14 protein-coding genes are annotated in these 19064 nt (G+C 63.9%); 7 read left to right on the top strand and 7 right to left on the bottom strand.

What is annotated here, in order from left to right:
• Nucleotides 1-17: 17 nt before the first annotated feature.
• From glgB to SB772_RS33250, 4 genes are all read right to left on the bottom strand, one after another.
• Complete coding sequence (glgB, locus tag SB772_RS33235) at nucleotides 18-2228, bottom strand: 1,4-alpha-glucan branching protein GlgB (RefSeq protein ID WP_410837376.1); 2211 nt, start codon at nucleotides 2226-2228, stop codon at nucleotides 18-20.
• Complete coding sequence (gene treS, locus SB772_RS33240; RefSeq protein WP_410837377.1) at nucleotides 2221-5697, bottom strand: maltose alpha-D-glucosyltransferase; 3477 nt, start codon at nucleotides 5695-5697, stop codon at nucleotides 2221-2223. Before treS ends, glgB begins: the two co-directional genes overlap by 8 nt.
• Entirely contained in the window at nucleotides 5694-9137 is a 3444-nt protein-coding gene (locus SB772_RS33245; protein ID WP_410837378.1) for a maltotransferase domain-containing protein, read from the bottom strand. The genes treS and SB772_RS33245 overlap by 4 nt, the downstream gene beginning before the upstream one ends.
• Nucleotides 9138-9565: 428 nt before the next feature.
• Nucleotides 9566-10228: a DUF1345 domain-containing protein gene (locus SB772_RS33250; protein WP_410837379.1), complete on the bottom strand. Its 663-nt coding sequence runs from the start codon at nucleotides 10226-10228 to the stop codon at nucleotides 9566-9568.
• 362 nt (nucleotides 10229-10590) lie between these two features.
• Between SB772_RS33250 and SB772_RS33255 the strand changes: the two genes are divergently transcribed.
• From SB772_RS33255 to SB772_RS33270, 4 genes are all read left to right on the top strand, one after another.
• Complete coding sequence (locus tag SB772_RS33255) at nucleotides 10591-11208, top strand: sugar dehydrogenase complex small subunit (protein WP_410837380.1); 618 nt, start codon at nucleotides 10591-10593, stop codon at nucleotides 11206-11208.
• Between the two features lie 98 nt (nucleotides 11209-11306).
• A complete protein-coding gene (locus tag SB772_RS33260; protein WP_410837381.1) occupies nucleotides 11307-12908 on the top strand; it encodes a GMC family oxidoreductase in 1602 nt (533 codons plus the stop codon).
• Nucleotides 12909-12928: 20 nt separating this feature from the next.
• Nucleotides 12929-14350 (top strand): cytochrome c, encoded by a 1422-nt coding sequence (locus tag SB772_RS33265; protein ID WP_410837382.1) that lies wholly within the window; start codon nucleotides 12929-12931, stop codon nucleotides 14348-14350.
• Between the two features lie 136 nt (nucleotides 14351-14486).
• Entirely contained in the window at nucleotides 14487-15227 is a 741-nt protein-coding gene (locus SB772_RS33270) for a metallophosphoesterase (protein WP_410837383.1), read from the top strand.
• Between the two features lie 25 nt (nucleotides 15228-15252).
• Here SB772_RS33270 and SB772_RS33275 read toward each other — a convergent pair whose 3' ends face one another.
• Entirely contained in the window at nucleotides 15253-15954 is a 702-nt protein-coding gene (locus tag SB772_RS33275) for an RES family NAD+ phosphorylase (RefSeq protein WP_410837384.1), read from the bottom strand.
• On the bottom strand, nucleotides 15951-16388 hold the full coding sequence (locus tag SB772_RS33280; protein WP_410837385.1) for an antitoxin Xre/MbcA/ParS toxin-binding domain-containing protein: 438 nt from the start codon (nucleotides 16386-16388) through the stop codon (nucleotides 15951-15953). Before SB772_RS33280 ends, SB772_RS33275 begins: the two co-directional genes overlap by 4 nt.
• 112 nt (nucleotides 16389-16500) lie before the next feature.
• Between SB772_RS33280 and SB772_RS33285 the strand changes: the two genes are divergently transcribed.
• Complete coding sequence (locus SB772_RS33285; RefSeq protein ID WP_410837386.1) at nucleotides 16501-16737, top strand: hypothetical protein; 237 nt, start codon at nucleotides 16501-16503, stop codon at nucleotides 16735-16737.
• Nucleotides 16738-16790: 53 nt separating this feature from the next.
• On the opposite strand, the gene SB772_RS33290 is transcribed toward SB772_RS33285, so the two are convergent.
• On the bottom strand, nucleotides 16791-17642 hold the full coding sequence (locus SB772_RS33290; protein ID WP_410837387.1) for a LysR family transcriptional regulator: 852 nt from the start codon (nucleotides 17640-17642) through the stop codon (nucleotides 16791-16793).
• A 101-nt stretch (nucleotides 17643-17743) separates the two neighbouring features.
• Here SB772_RS33290 and SB772_RS33295 point away from each other — a divergent pair, with 101 nt between their 5' ends.
• Both SB772_RS33295 and SB772_RS33300 read left to right on the top strand, forming a co-directional pair.
• Nucleotides 17744-18127, top strand: coding sequence for a tautomerase family protein (locus tag SB772_RS33295; protein WP_410837388.1), 384 nt, complete (start codon nucleotides 17744-17746; stop codon nucleotides 18125-18127).
• Nucleotides 18128-18224: 97 nt separating this feature from the next.
• Nucleotides 18225-19061, top strand: coding sequence for a TOBE domain-containing protein (locus SB772_RS33300; RefSeq protein ID WP_410837389.1), 837 nt, complete (start codon nucleotides 18225-18227; stop codon nucleotides 19059-19061).
• The last annotated feature ends 3 nt before the right edge of the window (nucleotides 19062-19064 follow it).

The raw sequence follows: 19064 nt of genomic DNA on the forward strand, positions 1-19064 counted from the left end.
GCGTTACGGCACACCGATCAATCCGCGCGCAAAACGATCGTCGCCAGCGGCGGCAAAATCAGCGAAGCGGAGTAAGGCATGCCGTGGCTGGAGATTTCCTCGGTATTAACCAGCCCGCCGTTGCCCATGTTCGAGCCGCCATACACGCCAGCGTCGGTATTCAGCACTTCGACCCAGCGGCCGCCACGCGGCATCCCCATCCGGTAGCCGACCCGCGGCACCGGCGTCAGATTGCAGACCGCGACCAGTTCGCGGCCCGTGCCGTCGCTGCGGCGATAGGCGAATACGCTGTTGCTGCTGTCGTCGCCGATCAGCCATTCGAAACCGCCCGGCTCGCTGTCGAGCAGATGCAGCGCCGGCTCCTGGCTGTACAGATGGTTCAGGTCGCGCACGAGTTTCTGCACGCCGTGGTGATTCGCGTCGTCGAGCAGATGCCAATGCGGCGACGCGTCGTGATCGAATTCCGCCATCTGGCCGAATTCGCCGCCCATGAACAGCAGCTTCTTGCCCGGATGCGTCCACATGAAGCCGAAATACGCGCGCAGATTGGCGAAGCGTTGCCACGTGTCGCCGGGCATCTTGCCGAGCAGCGAGCCCTTGCCGTGCACCACTTCGTCGTGCGAGAGGGGCAGCACGAAGCGCTCCGAGTACGCGTAGACCATGCCGAACGTCATCTCATGGTGATGGTATCGGCGGTGGATGGGGTCTTCGTGCATGTAGTGCAGCGTGTCGTGCATCCAGCCCATGTTCCACTTGAACTGGAAGCCGAGGCCGCCGTATTCGATGCGCGCGGTGACGCCGGGCCACGCGGTCGATTCCTCCGCGATCGTGATCGCACCCGGCACGCCCGGCACGTAACCGACTTCATGATTCAGCCGTTTCAGAAACGCGATCGATTCGAGATTTTCGCGCCCGCCATAGATGTTCGGCACCCACTCACCGGCGGCGCGCGAGTAGTCGCGATATAGCATCGACGCGACCGCATCCACCCGCAAACCGTCGACGTGATAGCGCTTGAGCCACGCCAGACCCGATGCGATCAGGAACGCGCTCACCTCGTTGCGGCCGAGGTTGTAGATCATCGTGTTCCAGTCCTGGTGATAGCCTTCGCGCGGATCGGCGTGCTCGTAGAGCGGCGTGCCGTCGAAGTCGACCAGACCATGCGCGTCGTTCGGGAAATGCGCGGGCACCCAGTCGAGAATCACGCCGAGGCCGGCCTCGTGCGCCGTGTTGACGAACGCGGCGAACTGCTCGGGTTTGCCGAAACGCGCGGACGGCGCAAATTGCCCGAGCGGCTGATAGCCCCACGAGCCGCCGAACGGGTGCTCGGCGACCGGCAGGAATTCGACGTGCGTGAAGCCCATGCCTTTCGCGTACGGAATCAGCCGCTCGGCGAGTTCTTCCCAGTAGAGGCCGCGCTGGCCTTCTTCGGCGACGCGCAGCCACGATTCGGCATGCACTTCGTAGATCGAGATCGGTGCATTCGCGGTTTGTCTGCCCGCACGCGATTGAATCCAGTCCTGATCGGTCCATTGAAACTGCTCGATTTCGTCGACATGCGCGACCACGGACGCTGTGCCCGGCGGCTTTTCCGTCTGCATCGCGCAGGGATCGGCCTTCAGCGGCAACGGATGACCGTCGCGGGACAGCAGCTCGTATTTGTAGCGGGTGCCTGTGCCGACGCGCGGCACGAATACTTCCCACACACCTGCCTGATGACGCAGCCGCATCGGGTGGCGGCGGCCGTCCCACGAATTGAAGTCGCCGACCACCGAGACACGCCGCGCATTCGGCGCCCACACGGCGAAGCGCACGCCGGGCACGCCGTCTACTTCCATCGGACGCGCGCCGAGGCATTCGAGCACCGCATACGGATCGCCGTTGGCGAGACGTCCCAACGGTTCGTCGCCGAGCACGGGGCCGAACGAATAGGTGTCCTCGATCTCCTGCACCACGCCGTGCCAGTCGACGCGCAAGCGGTACGGCGCCGCGGACGTGACGCGGCCGGCAAACAGTCCGGGCCGCAATGGCTGAAGCTCGCCGAGTGTCGTGCCATCGGCGCGCGCAATGACGCTGACGTGCGCGGCATTCGGCAGCAACGCGCGCACCACCGGACCCGCGTCCGTCTCATGCAGCCCGAGTTGCGAAAAAGGATCGGGATGGCGCGCTTCGACGAGCGCGTCGATTTCGAGCGGTTGAAGGCCCGCGGCCGGATCGTGCTCACTCATAGTCGCCCTCGGCCGGGTTAGGCGGTGCGGCGGTGCCTGGCGCCTGGGTGGATGAATCGTCGACCGGCGTGCCGGTGTCGCCGAGCAAACGGCTGGTGAGCGAGGCGAGGCCGCGCACCGGCAAACCGATCCACGTCGGACGATTGGCTGCTTCGTAACGGATCTCGTAAGCGGCCTTCTCGATCAGGAACAGATCGAGCAGGGCCTGTTCCGCTTCCGGCTCCCCGGAGGAACTGGCGACCAGCGGCGGCTCCGCGGTCGCGATTGCGGCGCGGTATTGCTGCAGGAATGTCTTTGCAGCGCTGGCGCGGAAACGTTCGAACAGCACGCGCTTGCGATCGGCGGTTTGCGGCGGCGCGCTTTCCATCGTGGACTGCGCTGCAGCGCTCGCATACGAGAGCGAGCGCAGCAAACCGGCCACATCGCGCAACGGGCTCGACTTCTGGCGCCGTTCTTCGAGCGTGCGCGCAGGCTCGCCCTCGAAGTCGATCAGATAGGCGTCGCCCTGCGCGACCAGCACCTGACCCAGGTGGAAGTCGCCGTGAATGCGGATACGCAGCGCGCCTGCTTCGGCCGGCACGAGCTTCTTGACGGCTTCGGTGAGTGCCGGGCGGCGGTCGATCAGGCTTTGCGCCAATGCTTTGGTTTCCGGGTCGGTCATTTGATCGATGCGTGGCGCGAGCAGATCGAGCGCGCCGGCGAGCATCGATAGCGTGCCGTCGATCCAGGTCTTCACCTGTTTGGCGCTGGCGCGCTCCGGCGCGAAGGCCGGGTCGCTGGAGGGCGACGCGAGTGCCACGTGCAATTCGCCGAGCCGCTTGCCGATGGTGCCGGCCAGCTCGCTATAGCTTTCCACCAGAATCGCCTCGTTGTCGCGATCGGGCGACTGTGCGTCCGCATCGACGGCAACCGCGAGCTCGTCGACCGAGCGGCGCAGGAAGTCGAGCGACCAGTTCCACGCGTCGCCCTGGTTGTCGATAAAGCCCTGCAGGATCGCCAGCGTATGCGGCACGCCTTCGGGATCGACGCGCACCACTTCACCAAACAGCGGCGCGGTGTTGGCGTAGCCGAGCTGCGTCAGATAGCGGCTGATTTCCGCTTCCGGATGAATCCCGTTCACCAGCCGCCGCACCAGCTTCAGCACCGCGGCGTCGGCGACGATCAGCGAACTGTTGCTTTGCTCGGCCGCGAGCCAGCGAACGTCGGGCCGCTCGCCCAGATGATCGAGTTCGGCGAAACGCTCGGTCGGGATGAACCTGATTTCGCTTTTCTGCACGGTCGGAACGACCGCGCGTTCGCGCAGCTTGCGCAGCACGCCATGCGCGAAGATCGGCAGCGCGAACGCGTCGGTCAAGTGGCCGACATTGCGGCCGCGGCGCACGCGGGCCAGTGCCAGCTGGATGAACAGCGGCGTGGTGGTTTCGCCGCCCCACGTGATCGCGATCGGCACCACGTAGCGTTCCGTGTGATTGCCGACGTCCGCTTCGATTTCGGTGAAGGCGAAGCCGCCGTTCGGAATCGTGGTCAGCGCGGCGAGGCGCACGGCGTGCATCTTCTGATCCTTCGATGCAAACCAGCGGCGCCGGCTCAGCCATGACGGCAGCACTTCGGATTCCAGCAGCCGGACGTTTTCCGGCGTCGGTCCGGCCTGACCCTCGCGGATCACGATCGTGACGAATTCGGGCAGCGGTTCGGAATGTGCTTGCGCCCACGTCGGACGCTGGCTGCTCTCGCACAGCATGAACCACAGGAAGCCATACGGCGGGAAGGTCAGCAGATAGGTGAGCTGACCGATTGCGGGGAACACGGAATCCGCGGTCATTTCGATCGGCACCGAACCGTTGAACTCGGACAGGTCGAGTTCGACCGCCTGCGGCGCGCGCGACAGATTCGCCACGCACAGGATCGGCGGCTCGTCCGGCAACTCGCGCAAATAGGCGAGAATCTTGCGGTTCTCCGGTTTCAGGAAACGGATCGTGCCGCGCCCGAACGTTTGCTTCGCGCGGCGGGTGGCGAGCAAGCGCCGCGTCCAGTTCAGCAGCGAATGCGGATCGCGGCTTTGCGCTTCGACGTTGACTGCATCGAAGCCGTACAGCGCGCCCATCACCGGCGGCAGCACCAGCTGTTCGGGATCGGCGCGCGAAAAACCGCCGTTGCGATCCGACGACCATTGCATCGGCGTGCGCACGCCGTCGCGGTCGCCGAGGTGGATGTTGTCGCCCATGCCGAGTTCGTCGCCGTAATAGATCACGGGCGTGCCGGGCATCGACAGCAGCAGCGAAGTGATCAGCTCGATTCGGCGGCGGTCGCGTTCCAACAGCGGCGCGAGGCGCCGGCGAATGCCGAGATTCAGGCGCGCGCGGCGGTCGCTCGCATAGGTGTTCCACAGATAGTCGCGCTCCGAATCGGTGACCATTTCGAGCGTCAGCTCATCATGATTGCGCAGGAAAATCGCCCACTGGTTGGTTTCGGCGAGGTCAGGCGTCTGCCGCATGATGTCGGTGATCGGGAAGCGGTCCTCGCTCGCAATCGACATGTAAATGCGCGGCATCAGCGGGAAGTGGAATGCCATATGGCATTCGTCTTCGTCGCCGAAATATTCCTTCACGTCTTCCGGCCACTGGTTTGCTTCGGCGAGCAGCATCCGGTTCGGATATTCGGCGTCGATGGTCGCGCGGATCTTCTTCAGCACCGCGTGTGTTTCGGGCAGGTTTTCGTTGTTGGTGCCTTCACGTTCGACCAGATACGGCACCGCATCGAGCCGCAGACCGTCGATTCCCATGTCGAGCCAGAAGCGCATCACTTGCAACACCTCGCGCAGCACGGCCGGATTGTCGAAATTCAGATCGGGCTGGTGCGAATAGAAGCGGTGCCAATAGTAGGCGCCCGCAACCGGATCGTGTGTCCAGTTCGACGGCTCCGAATCGATGAAGATGATCCGTGTCTCCTGGTACTTCTGATCGGTATCCGACCACACGTAGTAGTTGCGATGATTCGAGCCCGGCTTCGCACGCCGTGCGCGCTGAAACCACGGGTGTTGATCCGAGGTGTGGTTGATCACCAGCTCGCTGATCACGCGGATGCCGCGCGCATGCGCTTCCTGAATGAAGCGCTTCACGTCGGCGAGCTGGCCGTAATCGGGGTGCACATTACGGTAATCGGCGATGTCGTAGCCGTCGTCGCGCCGCGGCGACGGATAGAACGGCAGCAGCCAGATCGCGTTCACGCCGAGTTCGGCGATGTAATCGAGCTTCGCGATCAAGCCCGGAAAGTCACCCACGCCATCGTTGTTCGCGTCGAAGAACGACTTGATGTGCACCTGATAAATGATCGCGTCTTTATACCAGAGCGGGTCGTCGCTGAGCGCGGCGGGTTTGCCGCGCCGCGACGTCCGCGCTTTCGTCGCGCTGCCGGCGGCTGTGCTCGCATGGGCCTGCGACGTGCTTTGGGCTGGATCGTCACGCTTCATGTCGGACCTTCCATTAGGATTGGGTTGCCAGCGTCGTCTGCGTGATAGCCGCTGTCGGCATCGTCCGGGCGGTCGGCGGGCAGGCCGCCGAGGGGCGCGATGCGCCAGATCGAGAACGGCTGGCCCGAGCCGAGCTGCACGTGCTGCCAGCGGCCATGCCATTCGAAGCGCGCGCCGGTCATCTGATCGGTCACTTCCAGCGCGCCGTGGTCATGCAGATTCCAACGCTTGAACGTGTCCCACGACAATTCGATATCGGCGCCCTGTTCGTTGAACGGGTCGAGATTGATCGCGACGAGGATCACGTTGTCGCGTGCTTCGGTGGCTTTCTCGAAGAACAGCACGTGGTCATTGTGCGCCGGCAGGAACGTCAAGCCGAGATGTGTTTGCAGCGCCGGGTTCGCACGGCGGATCCGGTTCAACGCACTGATCTCGCCGACGATGTTGCCGGGCCGGTGCCAGTCCCATGCGCGCAGTTGATACTTCTCGGAGTTGAGATATTCCTCGCTATTCGGCAGCGCGGCCGCCTCGCACAATTCGAAGCCGCAGTACACGCCCCACAAACCGGCGAGCGTCGCCGCCAGGGCCGCACGAATCAGAAAGCCCGAGCGCCCCGACGACTGCAAATGGCGCGGATTGATGTCCGGCGTATTGACGAAGAAATTCGGCCGATAGAAATCACGCGCGTTGGTTTGCGTGAGCTCGGTCATGTACTCGATGAAATCGCGCTTCGATTCGCGCCACGTGAAATACGTGTACGACTGCGAGAAGCCGATCTTGCCGAGCCGGTTCATCATCCGCGGGCGCGTGAACGCTTCGGCGAGGAAGATCGTGTCCGGATAACGCGAGCGGACGTCGTCGATCATCCATTCCCAGAACGGCAGCGGCTTGGTGTGCGGATTGTCGACACGGAAAATGTGCACGCCCGCTTCGATCCAGAACAGGATCACGTCGCGCAGCGCGAGCCACAAATCGGGCTTGGCGTCGTGCGCATAGAAGTCCGGATTGACGATGTCCTGGTACTTCTTCGGCGGATTTTCCGCGTAACGCAGCGTGCCGTCGGGACGCCACGCGAACCATGTCGGATGCTCCTTCAGCCACGGATGATCGGGCGAGCATTGAATCGCGAAGTCGAGTGCGATTTCGAGGCCGTGCGCTTGCGCTGCCGCCAGCATTTTCTTGAAGTCGTCGAGCGTGCCGAGTTGCGGATGCACGGCGGCGTGGCCGCCTTCCGCCGCGCCGATCGCATATGGGCTGCCGACGTCGCCCGGTTGGGCGTTCAGCGTGTTGTTGCGGCCCTTGCGATTGGCGCGACCGATCGGATGGATCGGCGGGAAGTACAGCACGTCGAAACCCATGTCGCGCACGCGCGGCAGTTTCGTTATCACATCGGCGAAGGTGCCGTGACGCGATTCGTCGTCGCTCATCGAACGCGGGAAGATCTCGTACCAGCTCGCGAAGCGCGCGGCGGTGCGCTCGGCTTCGATCTTGTAGATGATCGGATCGCGACTCAGGAACGGGCGGTGACGCGCGGCGGCGATCGCCTTCGCCGTGGCCGGCGCGAGGATCAGCGCGAGCTTCGCGTCGGGGTCGGCCTTGGTGAATTCTCTGACGATATGTTCAAGCGGCCCGGTCACCGCGCCTTCGGACGTTTCCACTTCGGCGAGCACCAGCGCGAACAGATGCGCGGCTTCTTCGAGTTCGATTTCGACGGTTTGGCCGGCTTTCAGCTTCTTCTCGATATGCTCGACCAGCGAGGCGAAGTCGTCGCGCCACGCGATCACGGTGAACTCGTGGCGGCCGAGGCGCTCGAGCGGGATGCGCGTGTGCCAGAGGTCGAGGCCGGCCGGCGGCGCAGGGACCATCGGCACTTCGTGCCATGCGGTTTCGTCGGCGGCGCGCCAGAGTACGGCGGCGGCGATCTTGTCGTGACCTTCGGCGAAGATCGCCGCGCCGATCTTGACGCGCTCGCCCACCGTGCGCTTGACCGGAAAGCGTCCGTGATCGACCGAGGGCGTTACGCTTTCGATTGCCACGCGCGGCGCGGCAATCGCGTCGAGCACGGTCTTATGGCCGCTGAGCTTGCTGCTGGCCTTGTCGATTGGCGGTGCGAGGCGGATCGGCTGGTCGGCCACGGCGCGCAACAGGCGGCATGCGCCGGGTGCGAGCGTGAACGGCGTCAGGCCGGCCGGCGTGACATGACCAGGCGCATCGAGCGGGACGAAGCGCGTGAAATTGCCCGGCACGCCCGCGAGGAAGCGCGCCGGATCGACGTGTACCGGCGCGCCGAGTTCGGGATTGATCGCGATCAGGACGGCTTCGCCGGCGTTGCGCAGGTCGGGCGTGTCGGCGCGCAGCAGCACGGCGGCCGGCGCGCCCGGCCCGCTCAACGGACGCAGTTCGCCGTTGGCTTGCAGCGTTTTCGTATTGCGTACGGCTGCGTTCGCATGCTTGATTCGTTCCGAGAGATCGAACTGCTTCGACCGGCAAGCAAGGACGAACTGCGAAGCGCCGCCGCGCGTTTGCGACATCGGTTCAGTCAGGCCGTATTCGAAGCCCATCGGCATCATCCAGCCGGTGCCGGTCGAAGCCGCGGCGAACAGCGCGCGCCGGTAAGCCCGCTCGACGATGGCGGCGTCGTGCGCATCGCTCAGGTCGGCGGCGAGGCGGGTGCCGTAAGGGGCTTCGGGAAACGCCACAGGTGCGGCGACGCGCGCCAGCGCCGCGTGCTCTTCGGCCATCCAGCTGGCGCGGAAGTCCCACCAGCGCACCGACGAGAATACGCTGTCGAAGCCCACGTCTTCGAGACCGAGCAGATCGCCGCGTGTCAAACCCGGCGTCGCGGCAAGGAAGCGCACATCCGGATGCCGCGCGTGCACCGCGTCGCCGAGTTGCCGCCAGACGGCCGCCGGCACGCGATGCGGCGAATCGAAACGGAAGCCGCCGACGCCCGCGTCGGCCAGCGCCAGCAGCTGACGCGTCCACCAGCCGGTCAGCGCCGCGCTGCTGTGGGCGTCGTTGAAGTTCGCGTAGGCGACGTTGTCCTCGCGATGCGCATGGCGTGGATCGAGTCGCGCCTCTTCAGACTCGAATGGGTGGAACCAGCCGGCATGTTCGGCGTACAGCGTGCCATCGGCGGCCATCCGGTCGATCACGATATCGACCAGCAGGGTCAAGCCGTGCCGACGGGCGGCGTCCGCGAGAACCCTGATTGCCGCGGTGGCCGGTTGCTGCGTGTCGAACACCGGATGCAGCCGGCCGTGATCGCCGACCACCTGTCCGTGTCCCGCCTGGCCCGGCTCGAAGATGCTGCCGATCAGCGCATGATCGAAGCCCAGCGCGGCTGCGTGAGCGAACTGCGCAGGCCAGGCATCGAGCGGCCCGACGAGAAGCGAATGAAAAAAGTAGATCCGTGGCGCGTACCCGTTTGGAGATTCCATCGGTCTTTTCCAGATTCGTCCTGCTGCGGTGTGGATGCAATTGGCATGCGATCACAGCGCTCATTGGGCTTCCAGAGCCGGATGCCGCGCGATGCGTGACGCGAGGGCGCGTACTGGTCAATGTAGTGCAAAGATCGTCGCCCTGCTGGCCAGTAATGGATGCTTTGACGCCAGACGTCGGCTGGACGGGGGCTGGCCAGATCGATCGGCGATTACTGGGTAATACGCTGCAAACCGCAGCAAACGCTGTGCCAGCGAGTTTTTGACCAGGGCGCGGAGGGGTGAAGCGTGCGCCCGAAGGGTGGGGCGCAGCGGAGATGGCGGGTGTTGACTAATGGGGCGCGTGTAAAACGGGCGGACGTCGTTCGGGTTTTACACGCGGCTTGCGGGATGGGGAGCTGTTATCCGAAGAAGACGATATGGCAGCATCACGAACCGACCAGGCCCGCCGCGATGTTCACGCACAAGCCAAGTACGGCGACGTTGAAGTAGAACGACAGGATAGATTGCGCGAGCGCCGCACGGCGCATCGGACGCGAGCGCAGCACGACGTCGGAGGTTTGCGAGGCCACCGCGATCGTGAACGAGAAGTACATGAAGTCCCAGTAGTCGGGCTGGAGCTTGTGGTCGGGGTACAGGAGCGGGGTCTCTTTCGCGTCCGGGTCGTAGTAGAGGCGCGCGTAGTGCATCGTAAAGATGGTCGGGATCATGAACCATGCGCCGATCATCGTAAGGCCGGTCAGCAGGTAGTGCCATGCGGTCGAAGCGCCGGCCGTGCCCTTTGCCGATGCCAGTTCGAGCACGATGGCGGCAATGCTGGCAATGGTCGCGACGCAGATCACGACCAGCACGACGCCCGCGTTTTCGTCGTCGCGTACGGCGGACTGGCGGACCCGGCCTTCGTCGGCGAAGGCCATGTGCACCCAGATCAGGAGGAGATAGCTCCATACGGTGGCGTCCCAGCCGACCAGGCCACGCACCATGGGGCGCGTGTGCTCGGGCACCACGAGCGCGACGGCGACGCCGATTGCGAGGCCAATCAGCATGCGCGGCCGATTGCGTAAAACCTGCGGAAAGTATTTTGCGAGCATGGAGTCGGGGCGTTGAGCCAATCGGTGTGTCGCGGATTCTACCCGCGCTTCGGGCACCATTTGTCGAACGGGCGCATCAGAGGCTATAGTCTTTCGCAACGGCCTTGCACGCCGTTTTCAGTTGAAAGGCGATTGGCAGGCAGCGGTTTTTGTCGCACTGCGTGCCGTTTTCATACTTTTTCACACGGCCGTCACCGGCATAACGTCACGCGGCTCGCTTCCGCATGCATCGCTCGCAGCAGAACAAGACCGCTTAAGCGGCGCAAGACCAGGTTCGGGGTAGAGCAATCGGCGCAACGCGCGAGCGGCATCACGCCGTGGGCACATTGCACGTTGGAAACGACTCACCATCTGGAGCCCCCATGACAGATGTTCCTGAGAATAATGATGCGCACCGTGCAGTGACGCATTCAGCCGGGTGTCCGTCGTCAACTTCGTCTTCGTCTTCGTTTTCGTCCTCAGTTTCTTCATCGCGCAGGGCATGGGTGCTGGGTGCATGCGCCGCGGCCGCCGCGCTGGCGTTTGCCGGCGCCGGCCGCTCCCTCTCGTGGATAGCCCCCGCGTTTGCCGATGCGCCCGCAGGCGGCGGCCTCGACGCCTTTCTCGCCCTCTCCCAGCGTCTGACCGGCCGCGCCAGCTTCGACACGGTGCTCGGCAAGCGCGTTTATGACGCCCTCGTTAAATCCGACAGCCAGTTCATCCAGAATATCGCCGCACTCAACACATGGCTGCAAGGCCATGGCGGCGTGCCGTCCGATACCGTCACGCAGGCTTTGCAGGTCGACCGGCCGGCACTCGCGAGGTCAGTGAGCGCGATCATGCGCGCGTGGTATCTCGGCCTTGTCGGCGACATGCCGCGGGTGCAGGTGGTCGCCTATGAAAAAGCGCTGATGTTCGACCCGGTCAAGGACGTGCTGACGATTCCGTCTTATTGCCGCGACGTGCCGTTCTACTGGACGAGGAAGCACGTGGGAGCCTGAACGACGTTCCTCTCGCGCGTGCTGCTCCTCATCCGCGTGGACGAGACGCCGCAACGCCATGACAGAAAGCAGCGATAAGCCAGTAGAAGAGGGTAACAATGGCAAACTCAAATTCCGCCGATATCGTCGTGGTCGGTTCGGGTGTGGCAGGCGGGCTGGTCGCGCATCAAATGGCGTTGGCCGGTGCATCGGTGATTCTGCTCGAAGCCGGGCCGCGTATTCCGCGCTGGCAGATTGTCGAGAACTTCCGCAACTCGCCGGCCAAGTCCGATTTCGCGACGCCTTATCCATCGATGCCTTACGCGCCGCATCCCGAATACGCGCCGGCCAACAATTACCTGATTCAGAAGGGCGACTATCCGTACAACTCGCAGTACGTGCGGCTGGTGGGCGGTACGACATGGCACTGGGCGGCGGCCGCGTGGCGGCTGCTGCCGTCGGACTTCCAGTTGCACAAGTTGTACGGCGTGGGACGCGACTGGCCGTATCCGTATGAAACGCTGGAGCCGTGGTATTCGGCGGCTGAAGTGCTACTCGGCGTGTCGGGACCGGACAATTCGATCGATCTCGGTTCGCCGCGTTCGAAGCCCTATCCGATGAGCCAGCTTCCGCTCTCGTACATGGACCAGCGCTTCAGCGACGTGCTCAATGCGCAGGGCTTCAAGGTGGTGCCCGAACCGGTCGCGCGCAACAGCCGTCCGTACGATGCGCGGCCTACCTGCTGCGGCAACAACAACTGTATGCCGATCTGCCCGATCGCCGCGATGTACAACGGCGTGGTGCATGCCGAAAAGGCCGAACAGGCCGGTGCAAAACTGATTCCGCAAGCCGTGGTGTACCGGGTCGAAGCCGACAACAAAGGGCTTATTACGGCGGTCCACTACAAGGACCCGAACGGCAACGGCACGCGCGTGACCGGCAAGCTCTTCGTGCTCGCCGCGAACGGCATCGAAACGCCGAAGCTGATGTTGATGTCGACCTCCGACAAATTCCCGCACGGCATCGGCAACAGCTCCGATCAGGTGGGCCGCAACCTGATGGATCATCCGGGCACCGGCGTCACTTTCCTCGCCAACGAACCGCTGTGGCCAGGACGCGGGCCGATGGAAATGACGTCGATCGTCAACTTTCGCGACGGCGCATTCCGCTCCGATTACGCGGCGAAAAAGCTGCATCTGTCGAATGGCGTGCCGACCATGAGCGTGACCGCCGAACTGCTGAAACAAGGCCTCACCGGCGCCGAACTCGACCGGCAGATTCGCGACCGCGCCGCGCGAACGCTGAACATCAACAGCTTCCACGAGCATCTTGCCGAGCCGCAGAATCGCGTGGTGCCGTCGGCGGATCACAAGGACGCGCTCGGCATTTCGCAGCCCGAGATCTACTACTCGATCAACGACTACGTGAAGAAGAGCGCGGCCAACACGCATGAGCTGTATGCGCAGATCGCCTCGCTGTTCGGCGGCGCCGAAGTCTCCTTCGACGATACGTTTGCGCCCAACAATCACATCATGGGCACCACGATCATGGGCAGCGACGCGGCCGATTCCGTCGTCGATGCGGATTGCCGCACGCACGATCACGCGAATCTGTTCATCGCGAGCAGCGGCGTGATGCCGACCGCTGCGTCGGTGAATTGCACGCTGACGATCGCGGCCTTGTCGTTGAAACTGGCCGACAAGCTCAAGCGTGAAATCTGAGCCCTGAACGGAGCGCCACAATGACGAAGAACACCTCTCGCGTGCAGCAGGGCAATGCGCCTTTGCAGAAGGCTCCTCGCCGCGGCTTCAGGGTTGCGACGCTGGCGGCGGCTTTCTCGCTGTTCGCGCTGTATGTCGCCTGGCACGAAGCGCACGGACCCGGCGCGCCGCGCAACGACGAATTGCCGATCCTGCAAGCCCGTGCCGACGATGCGTCGCAACCGGCCAACGCTGCGCCTGCGGCGACGGCCGCCGCCAGCGATCTCGTGAAGCGCGGCGAGTACCTCGCGCGCGCCGGCGATTGCGTCGCTTGCCACACCGCCGACAAAGCGCGTCCTTTCGCGGGGGGCCTGGCGATCAATACGCCGGTCGGCACGATCGTGACGCCGAATATCACGCCCGATCCGGACACTGGCATCGGCCAATGGAGCGACGCCGATTTTCTGCGCGCGATGCATGAAGGCATCGGCAAGGGCGGCGCGCGGCTCTATCCTGCGTTTCCGTATGTGGAATACACGAAGGTCACCGATCAGGACGTGCTGGCGATTCGCGCGTATCTGAAGACGCTCACACCGATCCACTACGCGCCGCCGCGCAACAGCCTGACATTCCCGTTCAACCTGCGCTGGTTGATGGTGTTCTGGAACCTGTTCAATTTCACTGAAGGCCGTTTCGTCCCTGATCCGAAACAAAGCGCCGAATGGAATCGCGGTGCGTATCTGATCGAGGGACTGGCGCATTGCGAGGAGTGCCACACGCCGCGCAATTTCATGCAGGGTTTGAAGTCGAGTTCACGGTTCTCGGGCGCGGTGCAGGCCGGCTGGCATGCGTTCAACATCACGCCGGACAAGAACAGCGGCGTCGGCAACTGGCACGACGACGAGCTGGTCTCGTATCTGTCGAGCGGCGCGGCGCCCGGCCGTGCCAATGCAGCTGGTCCGATGGCCGAGGTGGTGACCGACAGCACGCAATATCTGGCGCGTGAGGACCTCGGCTCGATCGTCAAGTATTTGCGCGCGGTGCCGCCGATCAGCGGCGGCGAAGCGCGTGCGCGCGACCAGTGGGGCAATCCCGCCAACGACGTCGCCGCGCTGCGCGGCACCGCGATCAACGCCGTCAATGGGGCGCAGCTGTTCGTCGCCAATTGCGCGACGTGCCATAACTGGACCGGCGAGGGCGTCGGCGCGAGCGCGCCGGGCGCGTATCCGTCGCTGATTCACAACACCGCGGTCGGCGCGAGCGACGCCAATAATCTGGCCCTAGTGATTCTGCACGGCGTCAACCGTACGACGAAACGGGCCGACGTGCTCATGCCCGCATTCGGCAGCCAGCTTACCGACGACCAGGTTGCCGCGCTCACCAACTACGTGACCAGACAGTTCGGCAATCCGCGGTCGGCGGTGACCGTGGAGCAGGTGGCCAAGCTGCGCTCGCAGCAATAACGACTGCGTATGTGGCGTTTTTCCGGTAAGTCATGCCGGAAATGCGCCGTTTTCGCGACGATTGCACCGTGCGGGACGTGACGAAAAGATAGGAAGCGCGCATACGCGTCCGCGCGCGCCGCACTATCATGGTCGAATGGAATCCGTACTCATCACTCCCGTGCAGCATCATGCGGTCAATCCGAGCGGTCGCGACTTTGTCGTCGGCGATCTGCATGGCTGCATGGATGCGCTGCGCTATCTGCTGCGTGAGATCGCCTTCGATCCGGCGCACGACCGGTTGTTTTCGGTCGGCGATCTGGTGGACCGCGGCGAGCATTCCGAACAGGCGTTGGCTCTCCTCGACAAGCCGTGGTTCTACGCTGTGCTCGGCAATCACGAAGACACGCTATGCGCCGTTGCGGAAGGGCGCTTGCGGCGCCAATGGTGGTACGGGATCGGCGGCACGTGGGCGATGGATTTGACCGACGAGTGTTTGCAGCATTACGCGGAACGTCTGCGGATGCTGCCGCTTGTACGTGTGGTCGGCAGCGGTAAAGAGCGCTTCAATATTCTGCATGCCGAATTCTTCGGTTCGGACGCAGATCTCGACGCTGCGAATTTTTCAGCCGACGTGCGCCAGCAATTGCTGTGGGGCCGCGAACTGGCGATAGGCAACGGCGATCCGCTGCGGCAGCGCGGTCTCTCGCTGACTTACTGCGGCCACACGCCGATGCGCGACATCCGGCAGATCGGCTCACAGGTGTTCATCGACACCGGCGCGTTCGGACCGGGCGGCAAACTGACGATTGTCGAGCCCCACCGGTTGCGGCGCTGGTCGATTTCGGTCGAAGCGGCGCGCGCGGAAGGCGCGGCGGCGCTGGCTTTGCCCGCCTGAGGCCGCTACGAGGTCGGTTGGTCTTTCAGCCCACCTGATTGAGTTCGAACACTATATCGACGCTGCTGCCGTTCCAGTTGTATTCCAGATATGCCGCATGACGGCAGTCGCGTAACAGCGTCGTTCTGAACGCGGCGAGACACTCGCCTTCGTCGTCCCGCACCGACGGATACACGATGCCCGGCGCGCCGGCTTCACGCACGGCACGGCCGAGCGTTTGTCCCGCAAGGTAGTCGTCTGGCGACAACACCGCGAGATCGAGCGACGCATCGCTGCGTATGTCGACCACCTCGCCTTGCGCCAACACCGTGTACAGACGCATCTGCTGACGCATCGGCGGCTCGGACGTGGCTTCCAGAAATTTACCCGTGTGATAGCGCGTTTCCGCGATCGCGGTATCGCGCGAGCGGGCGCAATAAAACACGCCGTAGGTTCCGTCAGAGAAGCGGCTGCCAAGCGGATTCAGGTGCGTGAGCGCGGCCATGATCGGCCCATAACCCGGCCCGAAACGGCGCTCTTCGCGAGGCACCAGATCGAGTTCGCCGACTTCAGTGCGCAGACGGTCGTTGGTCATCGCTTCGAGCGCGTAGAGGGCGTCGAAATCTTCCGGCGAAGCGACCCGGTCGAACAGATTGACGGCCGGAAAACGCGTCGGAATCACGCGATACGCGGGCGACCAGTCGAGCGGCGCGGTGCGCCAGCGGTCCTGCCAATGCGGTTCTGTCACGCCCAGCCGCCTCGCATCGCGTCGAGATACTGGCGCACGGCGACGAGGTCGCTGATGTTGCCGGCCAGCATGCGGTCCAGCGCGCGGCGGCCGCCGAACGGCGGCGCGCTGTTGGGGCGCTTGACCCAGGCATCGGCGGCGCTGGGCTGCGGCAACAGAATCTGCAGCGCTTTATAAATGCCGAGCAGCAGCGACAGACGTTCGAGCGTATCGCGCCCCACGCGAGCCGTTTCCGGTGCCGCCTTCCATTTGAAGAAGGTGGAGCGGCCGGGCGAGCCGAGCAGGACGATCTGCTCGTCGGCGCTCAGGTCCCAGTCGCGAGCGATGTTGAAGAACGCACGCAAGCCTGCCGCGGACATTGCCGTGAGCGAAGGTCCCGGCACAGGCCGGCGAATCGGCGGTTCGGGTTGGGGGGCACGGGCAGCGTGAGACATGAGCGTGTGAGTCCTTATATGTACTTGAAATTTATATTAGTCCAATTTTGGATTATTGCAAAGGAATATAATCCCGGCTCGTTATGAAGCCGAAGATCAGGAGAAGCAGGAGATGTGGGTTCGAGCAGTAGCAACGGCGGTTGCCGTGTGGTGTGTTTCTGGCGCGGCAGTGGCTGCTGGATATGCGGAAGTGTGGAATCCTCCGGAGTCCACCGGACATGCCGCGAAGCATGCAAAGAAAACCGTGGATGGATCGAAGCTCAAGTCTACAGCTGGCGCGAAGACGGCATCGAAGTACGCGGCGAGCGGTCAGCATGCGGCGCGCCGGGTGGCGTCGACGAGTTTTTAGATTAAGCAAAAATCACTGGCCTTTACCTACGGTTTACAGCGGGCGATGGTTTGTCAGTGCGTTGCCAAACCACTCGCCGCCAACCGCAGCGTCTCCAGCGAGCGCTTCTCGCGAACCCTCGAATGCAGTGTGACGCGCGACTGCGGCAGCGGCGGCAATCCCAGCCGCGCGCCGACATCGATCAAACCGCGCGGCGCCACCCTGCGCGCCAGCGGCGACACCGCGAGGCCGGCCGCGACCGCCGCCCCGACGGCGGCCACGCCTCCGCCCACGAACACTTCCTGCCACGCAATCCCTGCCGCGTTCAGCGTTTGAAGCGCCACCGCGCGCACATTGCACGGCGCGGCAAGCAGAGCTAGCGGCAACGGCTCGCCGACGCGCGGCAACCACTCCGGCGTAGCAAGCCAGCCAAGCGGCTCGCTAAACAGCACCTGTGCATCGTCGCGTGGCGGCTCGTCGGCGCCGTAGCGGATGATCACCGCATCGAGCCGCCGTTCGTCGAATTGCGCGAGCAGCGCGGCTGACGTGCCCAGATGCAATTCGACCACCAGGCCCGGATCGTGCGCGTTGAGCCTGGCGAGCAACGTTGGCAGATTCGCGCCCGCAACGTGCTCGCTCAGCCCCAGCGCCAGCCGCCGACGCTCGACCGACAACGAACCGAGCGCACGCTCGTGCGCGTTCAACAGATCGCGCGCCGCGCCGAGGAAAGCATTGCCGTCCGCGGATAAGCGCACGACACGCGGTGTGCGCTCCAGCAGTTGCTTGCCCAGGTGCGCCTCCAGCCGCTTGAGCTTCAGACTGACAGCCGATTGAGTGGTGTCGAGCGCATCGGCGGCGCGCGTGAAGCTGTGCAGGTCGGCAACCAGAACGAAGGCGCGCACGGCATCGAGATCGAGGACTTTCATTTCGATTGAATATAGATGAAATCATCTTTGATGTCTGTTAATTATGACTGGGCGCGCCTAAGCTGTGTTTACCCAATCACCTGCAACCAAGGAGTTTCATCATGCCGCTCACACGAATCGCGTTGCGCGCCGGCAAGCCGGCTGAATACAGGAAGGCGCTGACGGACAGCATCCAGCGTTCGCTGGTGGACACGTTCGACGTACCGAAGGACGACATCTTCATGCTGATCACTGAGCACGAAGCCGGCAATTTTGTGTACGACAAGCAGTATCTGAACGTGCAGCGCAGCGACGATCTCGTGCTGATTCAGATCTCGCTGAACAACACCCGCACGCTCGAACAGAAAAAGGCGCTGTACAAGCGTATGGCGGATGAGCTGGCGGAGTCGCCTGGGCTGCGACGAGAGGATGTGTTCATCAATCTCGTCGAGGTGCTGAAGGAGAACTGGTCGTTTGGGAATGGGATTGCGCAGTACGCGCTGTGAGCGGTCGGCGGGGCGCGGTTCGTGTAGCCGTCCATCGCCGCCTGCGTCGCTATAATCATTTGTTGCCCTTTCCTCCGCTCGTCGACCACTCTCCGCCATGACGTCTGACCGACCCGATTCATCCCACGACCCACTCGAACTCGGTGGTTCGGTGTGGTTCCAGGCCGGCGCGCAAACGCTCGGCGGCGCGGCACGCATCGCGCTGCTCGCAGCAATTGGCGAAACCGGTTCGATCACCAGCGCGGCAAAAGCGGTGGGCATGAGCTACAAGGGCGCGTGGGACGCCGTCGACACAATGAACAACCTCGCCGGCGAGCCGCTCGTCGTGCGTTCGACCGGCGGCAAAGGCGGTGGCGGCACGACGCTCACGCCGCGCGCGATGAAGCTGATCGAGACGTTTCGCGCCGTCGAGCGCGAGCATCGGCGCTTTCTCGAACGCGCGGGCGCGGCGATCGAGGGCTTCGCGACGGATTGGGATCTGATCGGGCGCATCGGCGTGAAAACGAGCGCGCGCAATCAGCTGTACGGGACGGTTTCAAGCATCGTGCGCGGTACGATCAATGATGAAGTGTCGCTGGTGCTGCCCGGCGGTCACACGATCGTGTCGGTGCTGACGCACGAAAGTACCGAGACGCTCGGTCTCGCGGAAGGCTCGGCGGCGTTCGCGTTGATCAAGGCATCGTGGGTGGTGCTGCTTGTCGAGGACGCCAGCGGCGCGCCGCTGAAGCTGTCGGCGCGCAATCAGCTGCGTGGCACGGTGCAGAGCGTGAAACGCGGCGCGGTCAATGCGGAGGTGTCGTTGGCGCTGGAAGGTGGCACCGTGATAACCGCCGTCGTCACGAACGAAAGCGTCGACACGCTCGGCCTGGCGGAAGGCAGCACCGCGATCGCGGCGTTCAAGGCGTCGAGCGTGATTCTCGGCGTGAAAGACTGACGG

The organism is Paraburkholderia sp. SIMBA_030 (assembly GCF_046535245.1).
Taxonomy (GTDB): domain Bacteria; phylum Pseudomonadota; class Gammaproteobacteria; order Burkholderiales; family Burkholderiaceae; genus Paraburkholderia.

Excerpts from the sequence above, each read along its gene's own strand:
- SB772_RS33280 (WP_410837385.1), bottom strand. The coding sequence starts at position 16,388 with ATGTCTCACGCTGCCCGTGCCCCCCAACCCGAACCGCCGATTCGCCGG.
- SB772_RS33300 (WP_410837389.1), top strand. The coding sequence starts at position 18,225 with ATGACGTCTGACCGACCCGATTCATCCCACGACCCACTCGAACTCGGT.
- SB772_RS33290 (WP_410837387.1), bottom strand. The coding sequence starts at position 17,642 with ATGAAAGTCCTCGATCTCGATGCCGTGCGCGCCTTCGTTCTGGTTGCC.
- SB772_RS33245 (WP_410837378.1), bottom strand. The coding sequence starts at position 9,137 with ATGGAATCTCCAAACGGGTACGCGCCACGGATCTACTTTTTTCATTCG.
- SB772_RS33250 (WP_410837379.1), bottom strand. The coding sequence starts at position 10,228 with ATGCTCGCAAAATACTTTCCGCAGGTTTTACGCAATCGGCCGCGCATG.
- SB772_RS33265 (WP_410837382.1), top strand. The coding sequence starts at position 12,929 with ATGACGAAGAACACCTCTCGCGTGCAGCAGGGCAATGCGCCTTTGCAG.
- glgB (WP_410837376.1), bottom strand. The coding sequence starts at position 2,228 with ATGAGTGAGCACGATCCGGCCGCGGGCCTTCAACCGCTCGAAATCGAC.
- SB772_RS33260 (WP_410837381.1), top strand. The coding sequence starts at position 11,307 with ATGGCAAACTCAAATTCCGCCGATATCGTCGTGGTCGGTTCGGGTGTG.
- treS (WP_410837377.1), bottom strand. The coding sequence starts at position 5,697 with ATGAAGCGTGACGATCCAGCCCAAAGCACGTCGCAGGCCCATGCGAGC.
- SB772_RS33255 (WP_410837380.1), top strand. The coding sequence starts at position 10,591 with ATGACAGATGTTCCTGAGAATAATGATGCGCACCGTGCAGTGACGCAT.
- SB772_RS33285 (WP_410837386.1), top strand. The coding sequence starts at position 16,501 with ATGTGGGTTCGAGCAGTAGCAACGGCGGTTGCCGTGTGGTGTGTTTCT.
- SB772_RS33295 (WP_410837388.1), top strand. The coding sequence starts at position 17,744 with ATGCCGCTCACACGAATCGCGTTGCGCGCCGGCAAGCCGGCTGAATAC.
- SB772_RS33270 (WP_410837383.1), top strand. The coding sequence starts at position 14,487 with ATGGAATCCGTACTCATCACTCCCGTGCAGCATCATGCGGTCAATCCG.